Origin of the sequence: Actinomadura oligospora ATCC 43269, assembly GCF_000518265.1 — a bacterium.
Lineage (GTDB): Bacteria > Actinomycetota > Actinomycetes > Streptosporangiales > Streptosporangiaceae > Spirillospora > Spirillospora oligospora.
Window position 1 is genome coordinate 127,687 of the sequence record NZ_JADG01000012.1, and the last position, 15,225, is coordinate 142,911.

General features: G+C 72.2%; 13 protein-coding genes and 1 tRNA gene. 6 read left to right on the forward strand and 8 right to left on the reverse strand.

Annotation, left to right across the window (positions count from 1 at the left end):
* Positions 1 to 40: 40 nt before the first annotated feature.
* On the reverse strand, positions 41 to 967 hold the full coding sequence (locus P696_RS0120720; RefSeq protein ID WP_026413828.1) for a proline dehydrogenase family protein: 927 nt from the start codon (positions 965 to 967) through the stop codon (positions 41 to 43).
* Positions 968 to 1,146: 179 nt separating this feature from the next.
* Between P696_RS0120720 and P696_RS0120725 the strand changes: the two genes are divergently transcribed.
* Both P696_RS0120725 and P696_RS0120730 read left to right on the forward strand, forming a co-directional pair.
* On the forward strand, positions 1,147 to 2,289 hold the full coding sequence (locus P696_RS0120725; RefSeq protein ID WP_084337940.1) for a PucR family transcriptional regulator: 1,143 nt from the start codon (positions 1,147 to 1,149) through the stop codon (positions 2,287 to 2,289).
* Positions 2,290 to 2,534: 245 nt separating this feature from the next.
* Complete coding sequence (locus tag P696_RS0120730) at positions 2,535 to 2,981, forward strand: peptidoglycan-binding domain-containing protein (RefSeq protein ID WP_026413830.1); 447 nt, start codon at positions 2,535 to 2,537, stop codon at positions 2,979 to 2,981.
* A gap of 142 nt (positions 2,982 to 3,123) precedes the next feature.
* Here the strand turns inward: P696_RS0120730 and P696_RS0120735 are convergent.
* From P696_RS0120735 to P696_RS0120750, 4 genes are all read right to left on the reverse strand, one after another.
* A tRNA-Met gene (locus P696_RS0120735) sits at positions 3,124 to 3,200 on the reverse strand.
* A 113-nt stretch (positions 3,201 to 3,313) separates the two neighbouring features.
* Positions 3,314 to 4,360 (reverse strand): YlbL family protein, encoded by a 1,047-nt coding sequence (locus P696_RS0120740; RefSeq protein WP_026413831.1) that lies wholly within the window; start codon positions 4,358 to 4,360, stop codon positions 3,314 to 3,316.
* A 28-nt stretch (positions 4,361 to 4,388) separates the two neighbouring features.
* Positions 4,389 to 4,796, reverse strand: a complete 408-nt coding sequence (locus P696_RS0120745; protein ID WP_026413832.1) for a molybdenum cofactor biosynthesis protein MoaE — start codon at positions 4,794 to 4,796, stop codon at positions 4,389 to 4,391.
* Positions 4,797 to 5,215: 419 nt separating this feature from the next.
* Positions 5,216 to 5,764, reverse strand: a complete 549-nt coding sequence (locus P696_RS0120750) for a PPA1309 family protein (protein WP_026413833.1) — start codon at positions 5,762 to 5,764, stop codon at positions 5,216 to 5,218.
* Between the two features lie 248 nt (positions 5,765 to 6,012).
* Between P696_RS0120750 and P696_RS46980 the strand changes: the two genes are divergently transcribed.
* Entirely contained in the window at positions 6,013 to 9,147 is a 3,135-nt protein-coding gene (locus P696_RS46980) for a UPF0182 family membrane protein (RefSeq protein ID WP_170026534.1), read from the forward strand.
* Positions 9,148 to 9,748: 601 nt separating this feature from the next.
* On the opposite strand, the gene P696_RS0120760 is transcribed toward P696_RS46980, so the two are convergent.
* On the reverse strand, positions 9,749 to 10,144 hold the full coding sequence (locus P696_RS0120760; RefSeq protein WP_026413834.1) for a DUF6069 family protein: 396 nt from the start codon (positions 10,142 to 10,144) through the stop codon (positions 9,749 to 9,751).
* Positions 10,145 to 10,275: 131 nt separating this feature from the next.
* Between P696_RS0120760 and P696_RS59365 the strand changes: the two genes are divergently transcribed.
* Both P696_RS59365 and P696_RS0120770 read left to right on the forward strand, forming a co-directional pair.
* Positions 10,276 to 12,111, forward strand: coding sequence for a histidine kinase (locus P696_RS59365; protein WP_084337886.1), 1,836 nt, complete (start codon positions 10,276 to 10,278; stop codon positions 12,109 to 12,111).
* Positions 12,099 to 12,752, forward strand: a complete 654-nt coding sequence (locus P696_RS0120770) for a response regulator (protein ID WP_026413835.1) — start codon at positions 12,099 to 12,101, stop codon at positions 12,750 to 12,752. Before P696_RS59365 ends, P696_RS0120770 begins: the two co-directional genes overlap by 13 nt.
* Positions 12,753 to 12,759: 7 nt before the next feature.
* Here the strand turns inward: P696_RS0120770 and P696_RS0120775 are convergent, their stop codons facing one another.
* Positions 12,760 to 13,152, reverse strand: coding sequence for a hypothetical protein (locus P696_RS0120775; protein WP_026413836.1), 393 nt, complete (start codon positions 13,150 to 13,152; stop codon positions 12,760 to 12,762).
* 70 nt (positions 13,153 to 13,222) lie between these two features.
* Positions 13,223 to 14,389: a serine hydrolase domain-containing protein gene (locus tag P696_RS0120780; RefSeq protein ID WP_026413837.1), complete on the reverse strand. Its 1,167-nt coding sequence runs from the start codon at positions 14,387 to 14,389 to the stop codon at positions 13,223 to 13,225.
* A gap of 269 nt (positions 14,390 to 14,658) precedes the next feature.
* Here P696_RS0120780 and P696_RS0120785 point away from each other — a divergent pair, with 269 nt between their 5' ends.
* Positions 14,659 to 15,186 (forward strand): hypothetical protein, encoded by a 528-nt coding sequence (locus P696_RS0120785; protein WP_026413838.1) that lies wholly within the window; start codon positions 14,659 to 14,661, stop codon positions 15,184 to 15,186.
* Positions 15,187 to 15,225: the final 39 nt, after the last annotated feature.

Genomic DNA, 15,225 nt, shown 5'->3' on the forward strand with positions numbered 1-15,225 from the left:
GTCGGCGTTGGGCGCGTCGGCGGAAGGCGCGTCAGCGGGGTCAGCGGGAGATGAAGGAGCGGAGGAAGAAGGCCAGGTTGGCGGGGCGCTCGGCCAGGCGGCGCATGAAGTAGCCGTACCAGTCGGAGCCGTACGGGACGTAGACGCGCATGTCCTCGCCGGACTCGGCCAGGCGGCGCTGCTCGCCCGCGCGGATGCCGTACAGCATCTGGAACTCGTAGCTGCCGGGCTCGCGGTCGTTGCGGTGCGCGAGGTCGAGCGCGATGTCGATGATGCGCGGGTCGTGGCTGCCCACCATCGGGTGGCCCTCGCCCTCCATCAGCGTCTTCAGCGCCCGGACGTAGGCCCGGTCGACGTCCTTCTTGGACTGGTGGGCGACCGACTCGGGCTCGGCGTAGGCGCCCTTGACGAGCCGGACGCGCGATCCGGGGCCGGTCAGCTCGGCGAGGTCGCCCTCGGTGCGGTGCAGCATCGCCTGGATCGCGACGCCGGTCGCGGGGAAGTCGGCGCGCAGCTCGCGCAGGATGCCGAGGGTGGAGTCGACCGTGGTGTGGTCCTCCATGTCGAGCGTGATCGTCATGCCGAGGCCGTCCGCGGCGGCGGCGACCGTCCGGGCGTTCTCCAGCGCGATGGCCTCGCCGTCGCCGGGCAGCGACTGGCCGAGCGCGGACAGCTTCAGCGACGCGTCCGCGCCGGAGGTCAGGCCCTCGACGGCGAGCGCCTTGAACAGCTCCAGGTAGGCGTCACGGGTGGCGTCGGCCTGGGCGCGGTCGGTGGTGTCCTCGCCGAGGTGGTCGAGGGTGACCTTCAGGCCGTCCGCGTTGAGCTCCTGGATGGCCAGGATCGCCGCGCCGAGGTCCTCCCCGGCGACGAAGCGGTCGACGACGCCCCGGGTGAGCGGAACGGAGGTGACGAGGCCGCGCATCCGCGCGCTGCGCGCGGCCGCGAGAAGGATGGAAGCGAGCACGGGGAACCTCCGGTTTCCGGCGAGTCGGTCGGGACGAGTCGGCATGAACGTGACAATGGGGTCGCGAGTCGGACGACACGGACCCTCACTTCGACGCTAGGCCCTCCTGACCTGCGCGGATATAGTCAACTGTCACTTGATGGCAGCCGGTTGTTCAGACATGTGTATGAGGGGTGACGGTGGCCGGAGCGGGGGACCTCCAGGAGCTGACCGAACTGGTCGCCGACCTGCTCGGCGCGCCCGCGACGCTCGAGGACCGTGACTTCCATCTCGTCGCGTACGCAGCGCACGGCGGGGCCATCGACCCCGTCCGGATGGAGTCGATCCTGCACCGGCGCGCCACCGAGGAGGTCCGGTCCCGGTTCGAGCGGTACGGGATCGCGCGCGCCACCGGGCCGGTGCGGATCCCCGCCGACCCGGCGGCGGGCGTGCTCGGCCGGGTCTGCCTGCCCGTCCGGTGGCGGTCGGTCACCTACGGCTACCTGTGGCTCCTGGACGACGAGGGCCGTATCGGCGACGACCTGCTCGCGCGCGCCGCGCCGCTCTCCGAGCGCGCCGGGCTGCTCATGGCCCGGCAGTCCCGCGAGCGCGCCGACCTGGGCTGGCAGCTCGCCGACCTGCTGTCCGCGCACGCCGAGGTGCGGACATCGGCTGCCGCCGCGCTCGCCGAGGCGCTCGAACCGCCGCTCGTCGTGGCCGTCCTGCGCACCCCGGACGCCGAGCCCCAGCCCCTGAACCCCTGGCTGCTGCCCCGGTCCGTCCTGACCACGACATGGGAACGCGACCACGTCCTGGCGATCCCGCATGACGCCTCGTCCACCGAGACGATCGTGGCGCGGGCCCGCCGCCTACTGGAGGAACGCGGCTCCGGGCCCGTCGCGGCCGGGCTGTCCGACCCCTGCCCCGACCTCGCGCGCGTGCGTGAGGGCTGGCTCCGCGCCCGAGTAGCCGCCCGCGCGGCTGGAACGGCCGCCGAGGCGGCGGGCGAGGCGGCGGGCGGGGTGACTCGCGCGTGGTCTGATCTGGGGGCGCTGCGACTGCTCAGGCTCGGGGACGACGATTCGCTGGCCCAGACCGTCCTGACCCCGGGGATCTCGCGCTTCCTGGAGCCGAAGCACGCGGAACTCGCCCGGACGGCCCTCACCTACCTCGACCACGCGGGCAGCGTCCACGCCACGGCCGCGGTGCTGAACGTCCACCGGCAGACGCTGTACCACCGGCTGCGGCGCATCGAGGAGATCACCGGGCTCGTCCTGTCGGACGGGCGTGACCGCCTCACCCTGCACCTCGCACTGACCATCGCCCCCCACCTCGGCCGCTGACCCGAGGCGGACCGGCCTTCGCGGGACGGATCGCCAGGGGCGGGGTCGCGGGAGCGGGGTCGCGGGCGGCGCCCGCTGGGCGGGTGGGCGCGGGGCGTGGGGCGTGGGGCGTGGGAGCGCCGCCGGTCATACGCGGGTGTCCCGCCGGACACAGGCGGATGCGCTGCCAGGGCGCTTGTGCGACGACCCCTGTCAGGAGTTGTCTGACAGGAGAGTCAAATCCACCATGGGGAGGTGGGAACGGCATGGCGAACGCATGGCCGGAGCTGCACAGGGGAAGCCGCGGGCCGGACGTCACCACGGTGCAGTACATCCTGCGCGCGGCCCGTGAGGCCTCGCGGCACCTGAAGCCGGACGGTGACTTCGGTCCGAAGACCGAGCACGCCGTCCGGGAGTTCCAGGAATTCGCCGGGATCGCCGTCGACGGCATCGTCGGCCCGGTGACCTGGGGCAAGCTCACCGACGGCCACACCGTCGACTCGACCGTCCGGCGGGGGGACGAGGGCGACTTCGTCCGGGCCGCGCAGACCGAACTGGTGAAGCAGGGCTATCTGAAGGCGGGCGGGGTGGACGGCGACTTCGGCCCGAAGACCGAGGCGGCCGTACGCCGCTTCCAGGAGGACGTCGGCCTGAACGTGGACGGCGTCGTCGGGCCGAAGACCTGGCGGCAGCTGGTCACCCACAGGAGCTGACCGGGTGATCTCGGACACCCGGACGCTCCCGGCCCCCTGAACCGTCCCAACCGTCCAAGGGGCTTTCGCCCGGACGTCCGAAGCGCGCGGGCGGTGAAACGCCGAAGGCCCGGAGCCATTTCTGACTCCGGGCCTTCGAACCTGGTAGCGGGGGCAGGATTTGAACCTGCGACCTCTGGGTTATGAGCCCAGCGAGCTACCGAACTGCTCCACCCCGCGGCGATGTCTTAACTCTAGGGCATGAACGGGAGTGGACCAAATCAGTTTCCCGAAGTGGCGCGCTGGGGGCGTCCCGGGAGCGTCCCGGAGCGTCTCGGGAACCCGTCCGGACGCTATTTCGTGCAGGCGGGAATAGCGCCCTGACCGGAGTTCAGGGCGTTCAGCGACTGGATCGCGCCGTGCAGCGTGTCCGCGCGGACGAGCCGGAGGCCGCCCGGGCGCGCGCCCAGCGCCTCGGCGCAGTTGTCCTTCGGGGTGAGGAAGACCGTCGCCCCCGCGCGGCGCGCCGCGATCATCTTCTGCTGGATGCCGCCGATCGGGCCGACCTGGCCCTCCGGGGTGATCGTCCCGGTGCCCGCGATGAACTTGCCGCCGGTGAGCGGCCCCGGGGTCAGCTTGTCCACGATGGACAGCGAGAACATCAGGCCCGCGCTCGGCCCGCCGATGTCCCCGACGCTGATGTTGATCTTGAACGGGAACTTGTAGTCCTCCGCGAGGACCACGCCGATCACCGGCTTGCCGTCCTGGCCCTTGGCGGTGGTCAGGTCGACCTTGGCCGGCGTGTTCGCCCGCAGCACCTCGAGGGCGGCCCTCCCGCCGACCCCGGCCTTGGCCATCTGGGCCTTGACCTGGTCGACGTTCGCGGTCTTCACGCCGTTCACCGCGGTGATCTCGTCGTTCGGCTGGAGCTTCCCGGCGGCGGGCTTGTCCTTCTGGACGGAGTTGACCAGGACCCGCGTCGGGACCTTGATGCCCAGCTCCTGCAGCGCCGCGGCCTCGGCGTTCTCCTGCGAGTCCTGCATCTGCCGGGTGTTCTCGGCGTCCACCTGCTGCTGCGACTCGTGCTTGGGGAAGATCGTCTCCTCGGGCACGATCGCGGTGTCCTTCGACAACCAGCCGCGCAGCGCGGTGAACAGGTCGATCCGCGCGTCCGGTCCGCCCCGGTAGGTGACCGTGACGAAGTTCAGGTGGCCGGTGGCGGGATAGGTCTGCCGTCCGTCGATCTGGACGAGCGGCACGCCCTTCCCGTTGTCGCCCAGCGTGTTGGCCGTGGGGCCGGGGTACAGCGCGACATACGGGACCGGGAGCAGTGCGCCGACGATCACCAGCGCCAGCAGGAGCGCGCTCGCGACGGCGAGCGTGACGGCACGACGAGACATGTCGGAAAGCCTACGGGCACGCCCGGAGTCAGCAGGCCCCGACCCACTCGTCCCCGCCGTCGGCGAACCCCTGGTGCTTCCAGATCGGCACCTCGGCCTTGAGGTCGTCGATCAGCCGCCGGCAGGCCGCGAACGCCTCCCCGCGGTGCGGGCAGGACGCCGCGACCACCACGGCCAGGTCGCCGATCTCCAGGTCGCCGACCCGGTGCGCGGCCGCGATCGCCCGCACGGGGAAGTCGGCCGCCACCTTCTCCATCACCCGCCGCAGCTCCCGCTCCACGGTCGGGTGGGCGCTGTAGGACAGGCTGCTGACCTCGCGCGCGTGATCATGGTCGCGGACCGTCCCGACGAACACCGCCGTGCCCCCGGCCGCCCTGTCCTGGACGACCGCGAACACCTCGTCCACCGACAGTGGGGTGTCGCGCACCTCGCACATCCGGACGACGTCGAAGGCGTCCGCTCCGGGGGCTCCCGGGTCGGGTTCGGCTGGGGAGTGGGTCGCCTCGCTCACGCGTCGCAGCCTACTCGACCACCCCACCCGACCCCAGGTCGGCCGTGGCATCGCGCACGATCGAAGAACCCACCCGAAACCGACGTGCCGAGGTGATCGCGCGTGACCGGAGTGGTCCCGTGACCGGAGTCGTCGCGTGACCGGAGTGGTCCCGTGACCGGAGTGATCGCGTGACCGGAGTGATCGCGTGACCGAGCCGGTCGCGGGACCGGGGTGCGGGACCGGGGTGGTCTCGCGGGATCGGGTGAGCGCGCGTGGCGGATGGGGCCACGCGCGGTCGGCGCCGTCGCCATGCCTCGCGCGGCGACGGGGACCGGCGGTTCGGGTGGTCGTGGTGGGATCTGTCAGGCGTGTTCGGGGTGCTCGGCGGGGACGTCCGGCTCGAGGGTCGCGGCGAGGGCGTCGGCGAGCGCGGGCACGAGGTCGGGGCCGACCAGCACCTCGTCGTCCATCTCGTGGCGGCGCAGCCGGAGCGCGGAGTGCCGCTCGCCGTCGCGCAGCACGCCGACGATCATGCGGACGTCCTCGCGGCCCGGGTGGCCCGCGGCGTAGGAGGCGGCCTCGTCCGGGTCGGCCGGGATCTCCTCCTCGGCCTCCGGCGGCAGGACGACCCGCTCGATGACCAGCGCGCAGCCCGCGACCGCGTCCGGCCAGGCGATGGTCGCCAGCGCGTCCTCCACGGACGCCTGCGCGGGCAGCTCGGGCTGCTCCAGCGCGGCGAGGGTGTCGCCCTGCCCGGAGTCCGTGGCCAGCCCCAGTTCGGCGGCGAGGTCGGGCTCGGTGGTGCGGATCTCACTGCCGTAGACCAGCGCGTACAGCTTGGGCGCCGCGTCCCATCCCTGCTCGGCGGCGTGGCGTTCCAGGTCCTGGACGACTTCTTCGAGGTGGCTCACAAGGCCATCTTCCCCCGTCCGCGCGCGTGCGTTGGCCGCGACCTCCCGGCCCCTGTCCGCGAATGCGTCCGGCACGGTTCCGGCTCGCCCCACTCAGCCCGAACGCATTTGTAGGCCCGAACCCACTTGGCGGCGGGTTATCCACAATTGGACGTGGAACTGGGGACGTCGCGGGACCACTCGGTAGGTTTCTAGGACAGCACCGGCGGGGGATGCCGGTGGGGGCGCGATCTGAACGGAGGGGCCCGTTGACCTTCCGGACTCCCGGAATCCGGCGGCGGCTCGGCGGTGGCCGGTCCCGGCTGCTGCTTCCCACGCTCGTGACTCTGACCGTCCTGGTGATCGCCTTCACGGTCGTCACCGCGATCTGGACCAACCTGCTCTGGTACCGCTCGGTCGGCCTCTCGTCCGTCTACACGACCCAGCTGTGGGCGCGCGCGTCGCTGTTCTTCGGCGGCGGCCTGCTGATGGCGCTCGTGGTCGGGGTGAACATGGCGGTGGCGCACCGGCTGCGCCCGGCCTACCGGCCGCTGTCGGTCGAGCAGCAGGGGCTCGACCGGTACCGGACGATCCTCGATCCGCGACGCCGGGCGGTCACGGCCGCGACGCTGCTGCTGCTCGGCGTGCTCACCGGCGCGTCCGTGGCCGGGCGGTGGCCGGTCTGGCTGGCGTTCCTGAACCGGACGAGCTTCGGCGTCCGCGATCCGCAGTTCCACAAGGACATCTCGTTCTACGTCTTCACCTACCCGTTCCTGCGGCTGGTGCTGGGCGTCGTGTTCGCGACCGTGATCCTGTCGATGCTGGCCGCCGTGATGGTCCACTACCTGTACGGCGGGCTGCGGCTGCAGGGGCCGGGCGACAAGGTCAGTCCGGCGGCGCGCGCGCACCTGTCGGTGCTGATCGGCCTGTTCGTGCTGCTGAAGGCGTTCGCCTACTGGTTCGACCGGTACGGCCTGGTGCACTCCGAACGGGGCGTCCGCACAGGGGCGTCCTATACCGACGTCAACGCGCTGCTGCCCGCGAAGACGATCCTCGCGGTCATCGCGATCGTCTGCGCGCTGTTGTTCTTCTCCAACCTGCTGCGGCGCGGCATGACGCTGCCCGGGGTCGGCCTGATCCTGCTGGTGCTGTCGGCGCTGCTCATCGGCGGCCTGTACCCGCTGTTGATCCAGCGCTTCCAGGTGAAGCCGGACGAGCAGAACAGGGAACGCCGCTTCATCCAGCGCAACATCGACGCGACCCGCGCCGCCTACGGCGTCAACGGCGTCACGCTCGAGCCGTACGGCGGCCATCCGGAGAACGACCAAGGCAAGCTCGCTGCCGCCGCGCGCGACCTGTCCGGCGTCCGGCTGCTCGACCCGGTCGTGATCAGCCCGACCTACCAGCAGCTCCAGCAGAACCGCGAGTTCTACCGCTTCCCCGACACCCTGGACGTCGACCGCTACCAGGTGAACGGCCGCCCGGAGGACTCGGTCGTCGCCGTCCGGGAGCTGTCCGGCCCGCCGAAGGGCCAGAACAGCTGGGTGAAGGACCGGCTGATCTACACCCACGGCTACGGCTTCGTCCGCGCGCCCGGCGAGCGCCTCACCGCCGACGGCACCCCCGACTTCCAGCAGAAGGACATCCCCCAGAAGGACCTCACCGGCGCCCCCGTCGGCACGCCGCAGATCTACTTCGGCGAGCGGACGACCGACTACTCGATCGTCGGCGGCCGGGGGCAGAAGGAGTTCGACCACCCCGACCCGTCCAACAGCTCGCAGCAGGTCAACACGACCTACGCGGGCCGGGGCGGCGTGCGGATCGACTCCGCGCTGAACCGGACGCTGTTCGCCGCCAAGTTCCAGGACTGGAACCTGCTGCTCTCCGGGGCGATCAAGAAGGACGCCCGGATCCTCTACCACCGCACGCCGCGCGAGATCGTGCACCGCGCCGCGCCCTGGCTGACCCTCGACGGCAACCCGTACCCGGTCGCGGTCGGCAACCGCATCCAGTGGGTGCTGGACGGCTACACCACGTCCAACGGCTACCCGTACTCCCAGACCCTCGGCCTCCAGGACGCCACCCGCGACACCATCACCGACACCCGCTCCGCCGTCGCCAAGCAGGCCGACCACAAGATCAACTACCTGCGGAACTCGGTCAAGGCCACCGTCGACGCCTACGACGGCACCGTCCACCTCTACCTCTGGGACGACCAGGACCCGATCGCCAGGACGTGGACGAAGGTCTTCCCCGGCACCGTCGAGCCCAGGTCCGCGATCCCGCCCGACCTGCTGAACCACCTGCGCTACCCGGAGGACCTGTTCAAGGTCCAGCGCCGCATCCTGGCCCAGTACCACGTCACCCAGGCGGACGCCTTCTACGGCGGCCAGGGTTTCTGGGACGTCCCGGAGGACCCGTCCCCCGCCAACAAGGGCAAGACGCAACCCCCGTACTACCTGAGCCTCCGCATGCCCGCGCAACCAGGCGTCCAGCCCCAGCCCGCCCAGCGCCCGGCCGCCGGGCCGAGTTCCCCACAACCCGGCGGCCGTCCGCGCACGACCGCGGCCATGTCCCCTCTGACCCCGAGCCCCGCACCGTCCACCGCCGCCCCGCAAACCGGACCACAACCACCACAATCGGGCGGCGCCCAGCCGGGGGCCCAGAGCGGTGGCCAACCGGGCGCGTCGAACGGCGCGCAAGGAGGCGCGAGCGACCAGTCCGGGCAGCCACGCTTCTCTCTGACCTCGGTGTACACGCCGCGAGGCCAGCGCTACCTGTCGGCCTTCCTCACTGCGGACTCGACTCCCGGCGATCCCGGCTATGGCAGGCTGCGCCTGCTGGAGATGCCGACCGCCGACCAACCCGGCCAGCCGCGCCCGCAGGGCCCGGGCCAGGTGCAGCAGGCGTTCGAGAACGACCAGGCCATCCGGAACCTGCTGTTCCCCACGCGCAACAGCGGCACCGAAACGAAGCTCGGAAACCTGCTGTCCCTGCCGTTCGCGGGCGGCCTGCTCTACGTCGAGCCGCTGTACTCGCAGACGACCCAGAGCAACCAGGCCCCGTATCCGACCCTCCTGGCCGTCCTGGTCAAGTACGGCGACCGCGTCGCCTTCGCCAGCCGCTCCGACAAGCCCCAGGCCGACACGGACCTCCTCCAGTCCGCGATGAGCAGCCTCTTCGGCTCCGGCACCGGCCAGTCCCCCGGCACCCAGCCGGGCCAGCCCGGCAACGGCAAGCTGTCCCCCGAGGCGCAGAAGGCGATCAACGACCTGTCCAAGGCCGTCGACGACTACAACAACGCCCGGTCAAAGGGCGACTACCCCGCCATGGGCGACGCCTGGAACCGCATCGTCCAAGCCCGCAACGCCCTGACCACCGCCACCCAGAAACCCCCCAAGTAACCCGACACCACCAGCCCCCAGGCGGCCCCACCCGCCCGACTCCGTACCCCCCCCCACCCCAGCAGACAGACGCCACCCCTACTCCCCCTGGCGCGAACGGGTACCCGGTCGATGCCCCCCGAAGCCACACCGCCCCCGTCCGACCACCTGACTCACGGACGGCGGACGGCGGACGGCGGACGGCGGACGGCGGACGGCGGACGGCGGACGGCGGACGGCGGACGGCCAGCATCCGCTTGAGGCCACGACCGCGCGACGTCCCCACCCCGTTCAACCCACCCGTCGGCCCCTGGCGGGAGAAAGAGCAACGGCTTCGGCATGGCGACCGCCGGACGAGGGTGCGGCCCGGGGCCCTGGGCGGGGGCGGTGAGCGGCGGGCCCGTAGGCGGCGGGCCCGTAGGCAGCGGGCGGGCGGACGAGGGTGCGACCGGGGGCAGTGGTCGGCGGTGGTTGGGGGGCGGTGGTCGGCGGGCGTGGGTGAGAGGTGGGGCCGGGCTGGGGTGGGTCAGTCGCAGGATTCGGGGAGGGCGAGTGGTTGCGGGCGGGTGAGGCGGCCGGGCTGGGCTGGGGTTGGGTGGGTCGAGCACGGGTGAAGGGCGGGTCAGGTGGTGGTGGGGGTGGGGCGGGGGCGTAGGCCGAGGATCACTACGGCGCCGACGGTGAGGTGGAGCAGGACGAGGATGAGGGTGGAGGACACTCCGACGGCGCTGTTGGACGGGCCGGTGAGGGACGCGGCGAGCACGCCGGGGGCGACGATCGGCCAGACTCGCTCGGCGCGGGGGGAGCGTCGGCGCAGGATGGCCAGGAGGATCCAGCCGGAGAGAGCGGCGAGGACGCTCGTCAGGACGATCATCAGAGGTCCGACGGTGCTGGTTCCGTCACCCATGCGGACGGTCAGGTCGATCCCGGCCACGGGGACCGCCACGGTCCACACGGCGAGCGCGGACGTCGCGGCGGCGGCGATGGTGAGGAGGGGCTGCTTGAGCGAGGAGTTCATGCCGCCGAGCTTGGCCCGCGCGGCCGCGCCCGGACATCGGGCGGTCGGTCGCGGGTTGTCCGCCCTCGGGGCGGGGTGGGTCCGACTTTGGTAGGTGCCGCCCGTTCTGTCCTGGCCGTTAGCTTGGCCCGATGAGCGACTCCCGAGGTCCGCGTCCGGTTGAGGCGGCGAGTGTGATCGTCGTGGTGGGCGCGCTGACCGGCGCGTCCGTGTGGTGGCGGCCCGCCGGGGCTCCACTGTGGCTGGACGTCGCGTTCGCGGTGTTGAGCCTGGTCGCGGCGGTCGTGCAGTGGCGGTGGCCGGTCTCCGGCACGCTCGCCGCCACCGTCCTCGCGGCGGTGTCGCCCGCGGCGACCCCGGTGGCGACGACCGGCGCGCTGCAGGTGGCCCAGCGGAACCGGTTCGCCGTCGCGGCGGGCGTGGCATCGGCGGGCTTCGGCGCGCATGTCGTCCGGGGGTGGTGGCGTCCCGACTCCGGCATCTCCCTCGGCTGGTGGCTGGCGCTGATCCTCGCCACCTACGGAGCGCTGCTCGGCTGGGGAGCGCTGGCCCGGTCCCGCCGCGCTCTGCTCATCTCGCTGCACGAGCGGGCCGTCCGCGCGGAGGCCGAGCAGGGACGGCGGGTCGCCGAAGCGCGCATGGCCGAGCGGCGCACGCTCGCCCGGGAGATGCACGACGTCCTGGCCCACCGGTTGTCGCTGGTCGCGACGCATGCCGGAGCGCTGGAGTACCGTCCGGACGCCTCTCCGGAGCAGGTTGCCAAGGCCGCCGGGGTCGTCCGCGCCGGGGTGCACCAGGCGCTGGAGGAACTGCGTGAGGTGATCGGCCTCCTGCACGAGGACGACGCCGACCCCGCGACCACGCCCCAGCCCACCCTCGCCGACCTCCCCCGCCTGATCGACGAAGCACGCGAAGCCGGACAGCCCATCGACCTCCGCGACGAGCTGAGCCTCACCCCGGACGACGCCTCCCCCACCGGTCGAGACACGTCCGCCCGTCCGGGCACGGCCTCCGCTCGCCCGGACGCCACGTTCCCGCCTGCCATCGGACGGGCCGCCTACCGGGTCGTCCAAGAAGGACTGACCAACGCGCGCAAGCACGCCCCCGGCCAGCCGGTCGCGGTCCTGCTGCACGGCACCCCAGGCACCCGCCTGCTCATCGACATCAGCAACCCGCTACTCACGGCGGCCAGCCCAAGCGCAGCAACCACCCAGCCCCCACCCCCGCCGCGCACACGAACTCCCGACGCCCTCACCACGCAAACCGCGTCCGCATCAAAGGCACCACCCCCGCGCACAGACGACGCACAATTCACAGCCGCACTGGGCGCAGCGGCCTCACGCGCGGACGGTCGGCCAAGTACCGCCGCGGCAAGCGCACGGCAACCGGGCACAGGCGACGCACAGAGCGCCGCTACGCCGGGTTCACAGGCACCACGCGCAGACGGTCAGCAGAGCACCGCCGCACCAAACACACAGCATCCGTCCGCAGACGGCGGGCAGAGCACCGCCGCACCAAACACACAGCATCCGTCCGCAGACGGCGGGCAGAGCACCGCCGCACTGGGTGCAGGAGCCCGCCGCGCGGACGGAGGGCAGAGCAGCGCTGCGCTCAGCGTGCGGCAACTGCGTACGGACGGCGTGCAGGGGGCGGGCGTGCAGGGTCGACACGCGGGCGGCGGCGGGGTGAGTGGGGGTGCAGCAGGCGCACAGGGTTCGGGTGCGCGCGCTATGCCGGGAGCACAGGTTCCGCGTGCGGGTGGGGGGCGGACGGAGGTCGCGCCGGGGCCGCGTGAGGACACGGCGGGCGGACTGGCGGCGGCAGGCGCGGGGGCTTCGGGGTTGCCGGGGGCCGGGGTCGGGTTGGTGGGGCTGACCGAGCGGGTTCGGGTGGCGGGTGGGCGGCTGGATCACCAGGTGACGGAAGGACGGTTCGTGCTGCGCGCGTCGCTACCATGGCCCGCGTGATCCGGGTGCTGCTGGTCGACGACGATCCTCTGGTGCGGGCGGGGCTGTCCATGATGCTGGACGGCGCGGCGGGCATCTCGGTGGTGGGCGAGGCCGCGGACGGCGGGGAGGCGGTCGCCGCGGCCGACGCGCACGCGCCGGACGTCGTCCTGATGGATCTGCGGATGCCCGGCGTGGACGGCATCACCGCGACCCGCAGGCTGCGCGCCCGTCCCGCCCCGCCGGAGGTGATCGTTCTGACCACCTTCGACGCGGACGAGGACATCCTGCGCGCGCTGCGGGCCGGGGCGGGCGGCTTCCTGCTCAAGGACACGCCGCCGCCCCAGCTGGTGGAGGCGGTCACGCGCGTCGCCGCCGGGGACCCGATCCTGTCGCCCCGCGTCACCCGGCGGCTGATGGAACGCACCATCACGCAGACCGGCACGTACGAGCGGGCGCGGGCGACGCTGGCCGCGCTCACGCCCCGCGAGTCCGAGGTGGCCGTGGCCATCGGACGAGGCCGGACCAACGCCGACATCGCCGCCGAACTCGCCATGAGCGTGACCACGGTCAAGGCCCACGTCTCCAGCATCCTGACGAAGCTCGCTCTGGACAACCGCACCCAGATCGCCCTTCTCGCCCACGACGCGGGCCTGACCTGAACCGCGCTCAGTCCTTCTTGAGCAGATCCCTCGTGGTCTGGTCGACGCGGTGGATCCGCCCGTCCGCCGCGAGGTGGCCGAACATGTAGATCTCCGAGCGGAAGTCGCCGCCCTTGCCCGTCGTGACGTCCAGCGTGTAGCGGACGGCGAAGCGGTCGCCCGACAGCACGGCCTCGTGGACGTCGACCGACCCCACGTCCGACGGTGTGACGCGTTTCCGCAGGCCGCGGACGTGGGCCAGCATCCGCTCCCGGTTGATGACGAGCCCGTCGTTGCAGTACTCGAAGTCGGGGACGAAGTAGCGGGCGAGGACCTCGGCCGGGTCCTCGTCCGGCTCGACCATGTCCCGCGTGTAGGCGACCAGGAACTCCGACAGGTCATGTTCCGAGCGAATGGCCATGAATCCACCCTCGTAGGTGTACGACATACGCTTACGACCCGTACAACGTACCCCACCCCCGCACGGTTCCCTAGGCGCAGAGGGCGGTCTCGACGGCCTTCTCCATGTCGTCCTCCTGCGCGGGCAGGCCGCCCGGGTCGAGGTTCACCATGACCGTCGCCTGCCGTCCGGACGTCGTGACGCCGCCCAGGGCCTCGAAGCCGAGGATGTCACCGCCGTGCCGCCAGTAGAGGCCGCCGCAGGGCAGGGGGTGGCTCTCCAGGCCGAGTCCGTAGGCGCGGCCGCCGGAGTCGCCGGTCGGACGCGTCCTCATCATCTGCCGCAACTGGGCCGGAGGCAGGAGCCTGCCGCGGACCAGGGCGTCCAGGAAGCGGTTGAGGTCGGTCGTACCGGAGATCATCCCGCCGCCCGAGCTTGCGACCGACGGGTTGAACTCGGTGATGTCCGTGAGCGGCGCGTCCGGCCCCGGACGGACGTAACCGCGCGGGTGCGGGCCGGGGATCGTCGCGTCGTCGCCCGGGACGCGGGTCTGCCTCAGCTTCAAGGGCACGATGATCCGCTGCCGGATCTCGTCCCCGAAGGAACGGCCGGTCACGCGCTCGATGAGCATCCCCGCGAGCAGGTAGTTGGTGTTGGAGTAGCGCCACCCCTTGCCGGGCTTGAAGGTCGGCGGATGGGCCAGCGCGAGTTTCACCAGGTCACGGACGTCGTAGTGGGCCAGCGGGTCACGGATCACCTCCTTCAGGTCGAAGAAGGAGAGATAGTCGGGCACCCCGCTGGTGTGCTGCAGCAACTGCCGGACGGTGATCCTCCGCCCGTCGTTGCCGTGCCCGCGGACGACGCCCGGCAGGTAGCGCTCCACCGGCGCGTCGAGGACGACCCGGTGCTCCGCCACCAGCTGGAGGACGACCGTCGCCACGAACGGCTTGGTCATGCTGCCGATCCGGAAGCTGACGTCGCCGCGCATGGGCGCGCCGCTCTTCACGTCCGCGACACCGCTGGTCAGGACCGTCCTGTTCCCCCGACGGTCCCGGATCTCCATCAGCGCTCCGGGCGCGCCGTCGGCCGTCGTCAGCCGCCGCATGATCTCCCGCAGGCGGACCGTGGACGCGTCCGTCGTGCGGGACTCGGCGGCGGCCCGGCGGCCCGTCCGCCCGTCCACGGGTGCGACCACCGCGACACCCGCCGCGGCCGTCACGGCGAGCGCCCCGCACAGCACGCGCTTGTGCTTGATCATTCGTGTTCCCTCCATCGCGAGGCCCTCACGCTAGGAAGCACGGCTCCGAACGCGCTTCACCCTCGAGAGCCAGCTTCCCGATCGCCCCACGGGGTGCGTCCGGCACCACCCACCCGCCCCGCGACATAGACCAGCGCTCGTTCGGCATAGGCGAACCGCCCCGCGGCGGCGGCCTTCGGGGTGAGATCTCCGCAAGCGTCCGTCACTTTCAGCGACGATCCTGAAGCTCTAAGTTGTCGAGCGGGAAATTCGACCACCGAAGGGGAGAGATGAAGCGGATCACCAAGCTGGCCATGGGGGCGTTCGCGGGGGCCGCCGTCGCGCTGGCCCCCCTGGCACTCACCGGCACGGCGAACGCGGACACCGGCACGAACCCGGAGACGACGGTCATCACCCTCAAGCAGGACGCCGGGACCCGGACGCACGCCGCCGGGTCCCAGGTCATCCACTGCGCGCTCGCGGCCCGCAACCCGCACCACTCCCACCACGCGGACGCCGCGAACCGCGGCATGGTCAACGCCGTCGGCTCGGTGAAGTGCGACCACGCGGTGGCCCGGATCAGCATCCGCGTCGGGCTCTACAAGCACGGCCGGCTGTACCGGCAGAGCCCCGTGAAGGCCAACGCGGGCAAGACGTCCGTCACCCAGAACGCGGCCCGCCGGTGCGTCGCCCGCCAGGACTACACGGGCGTCGCCATCGCGGACGTCACCGCTCCTCCCGGCTACCGCCCGTCGCACGCCAAGGGCAGGTCCATCGGCAAGACCGTCCGGATCGCCGCCTGCAAACGCGGCGGCTGACGCCCAGCCGGCCCGGCCCCTCACCCGGCCGGGCCACGC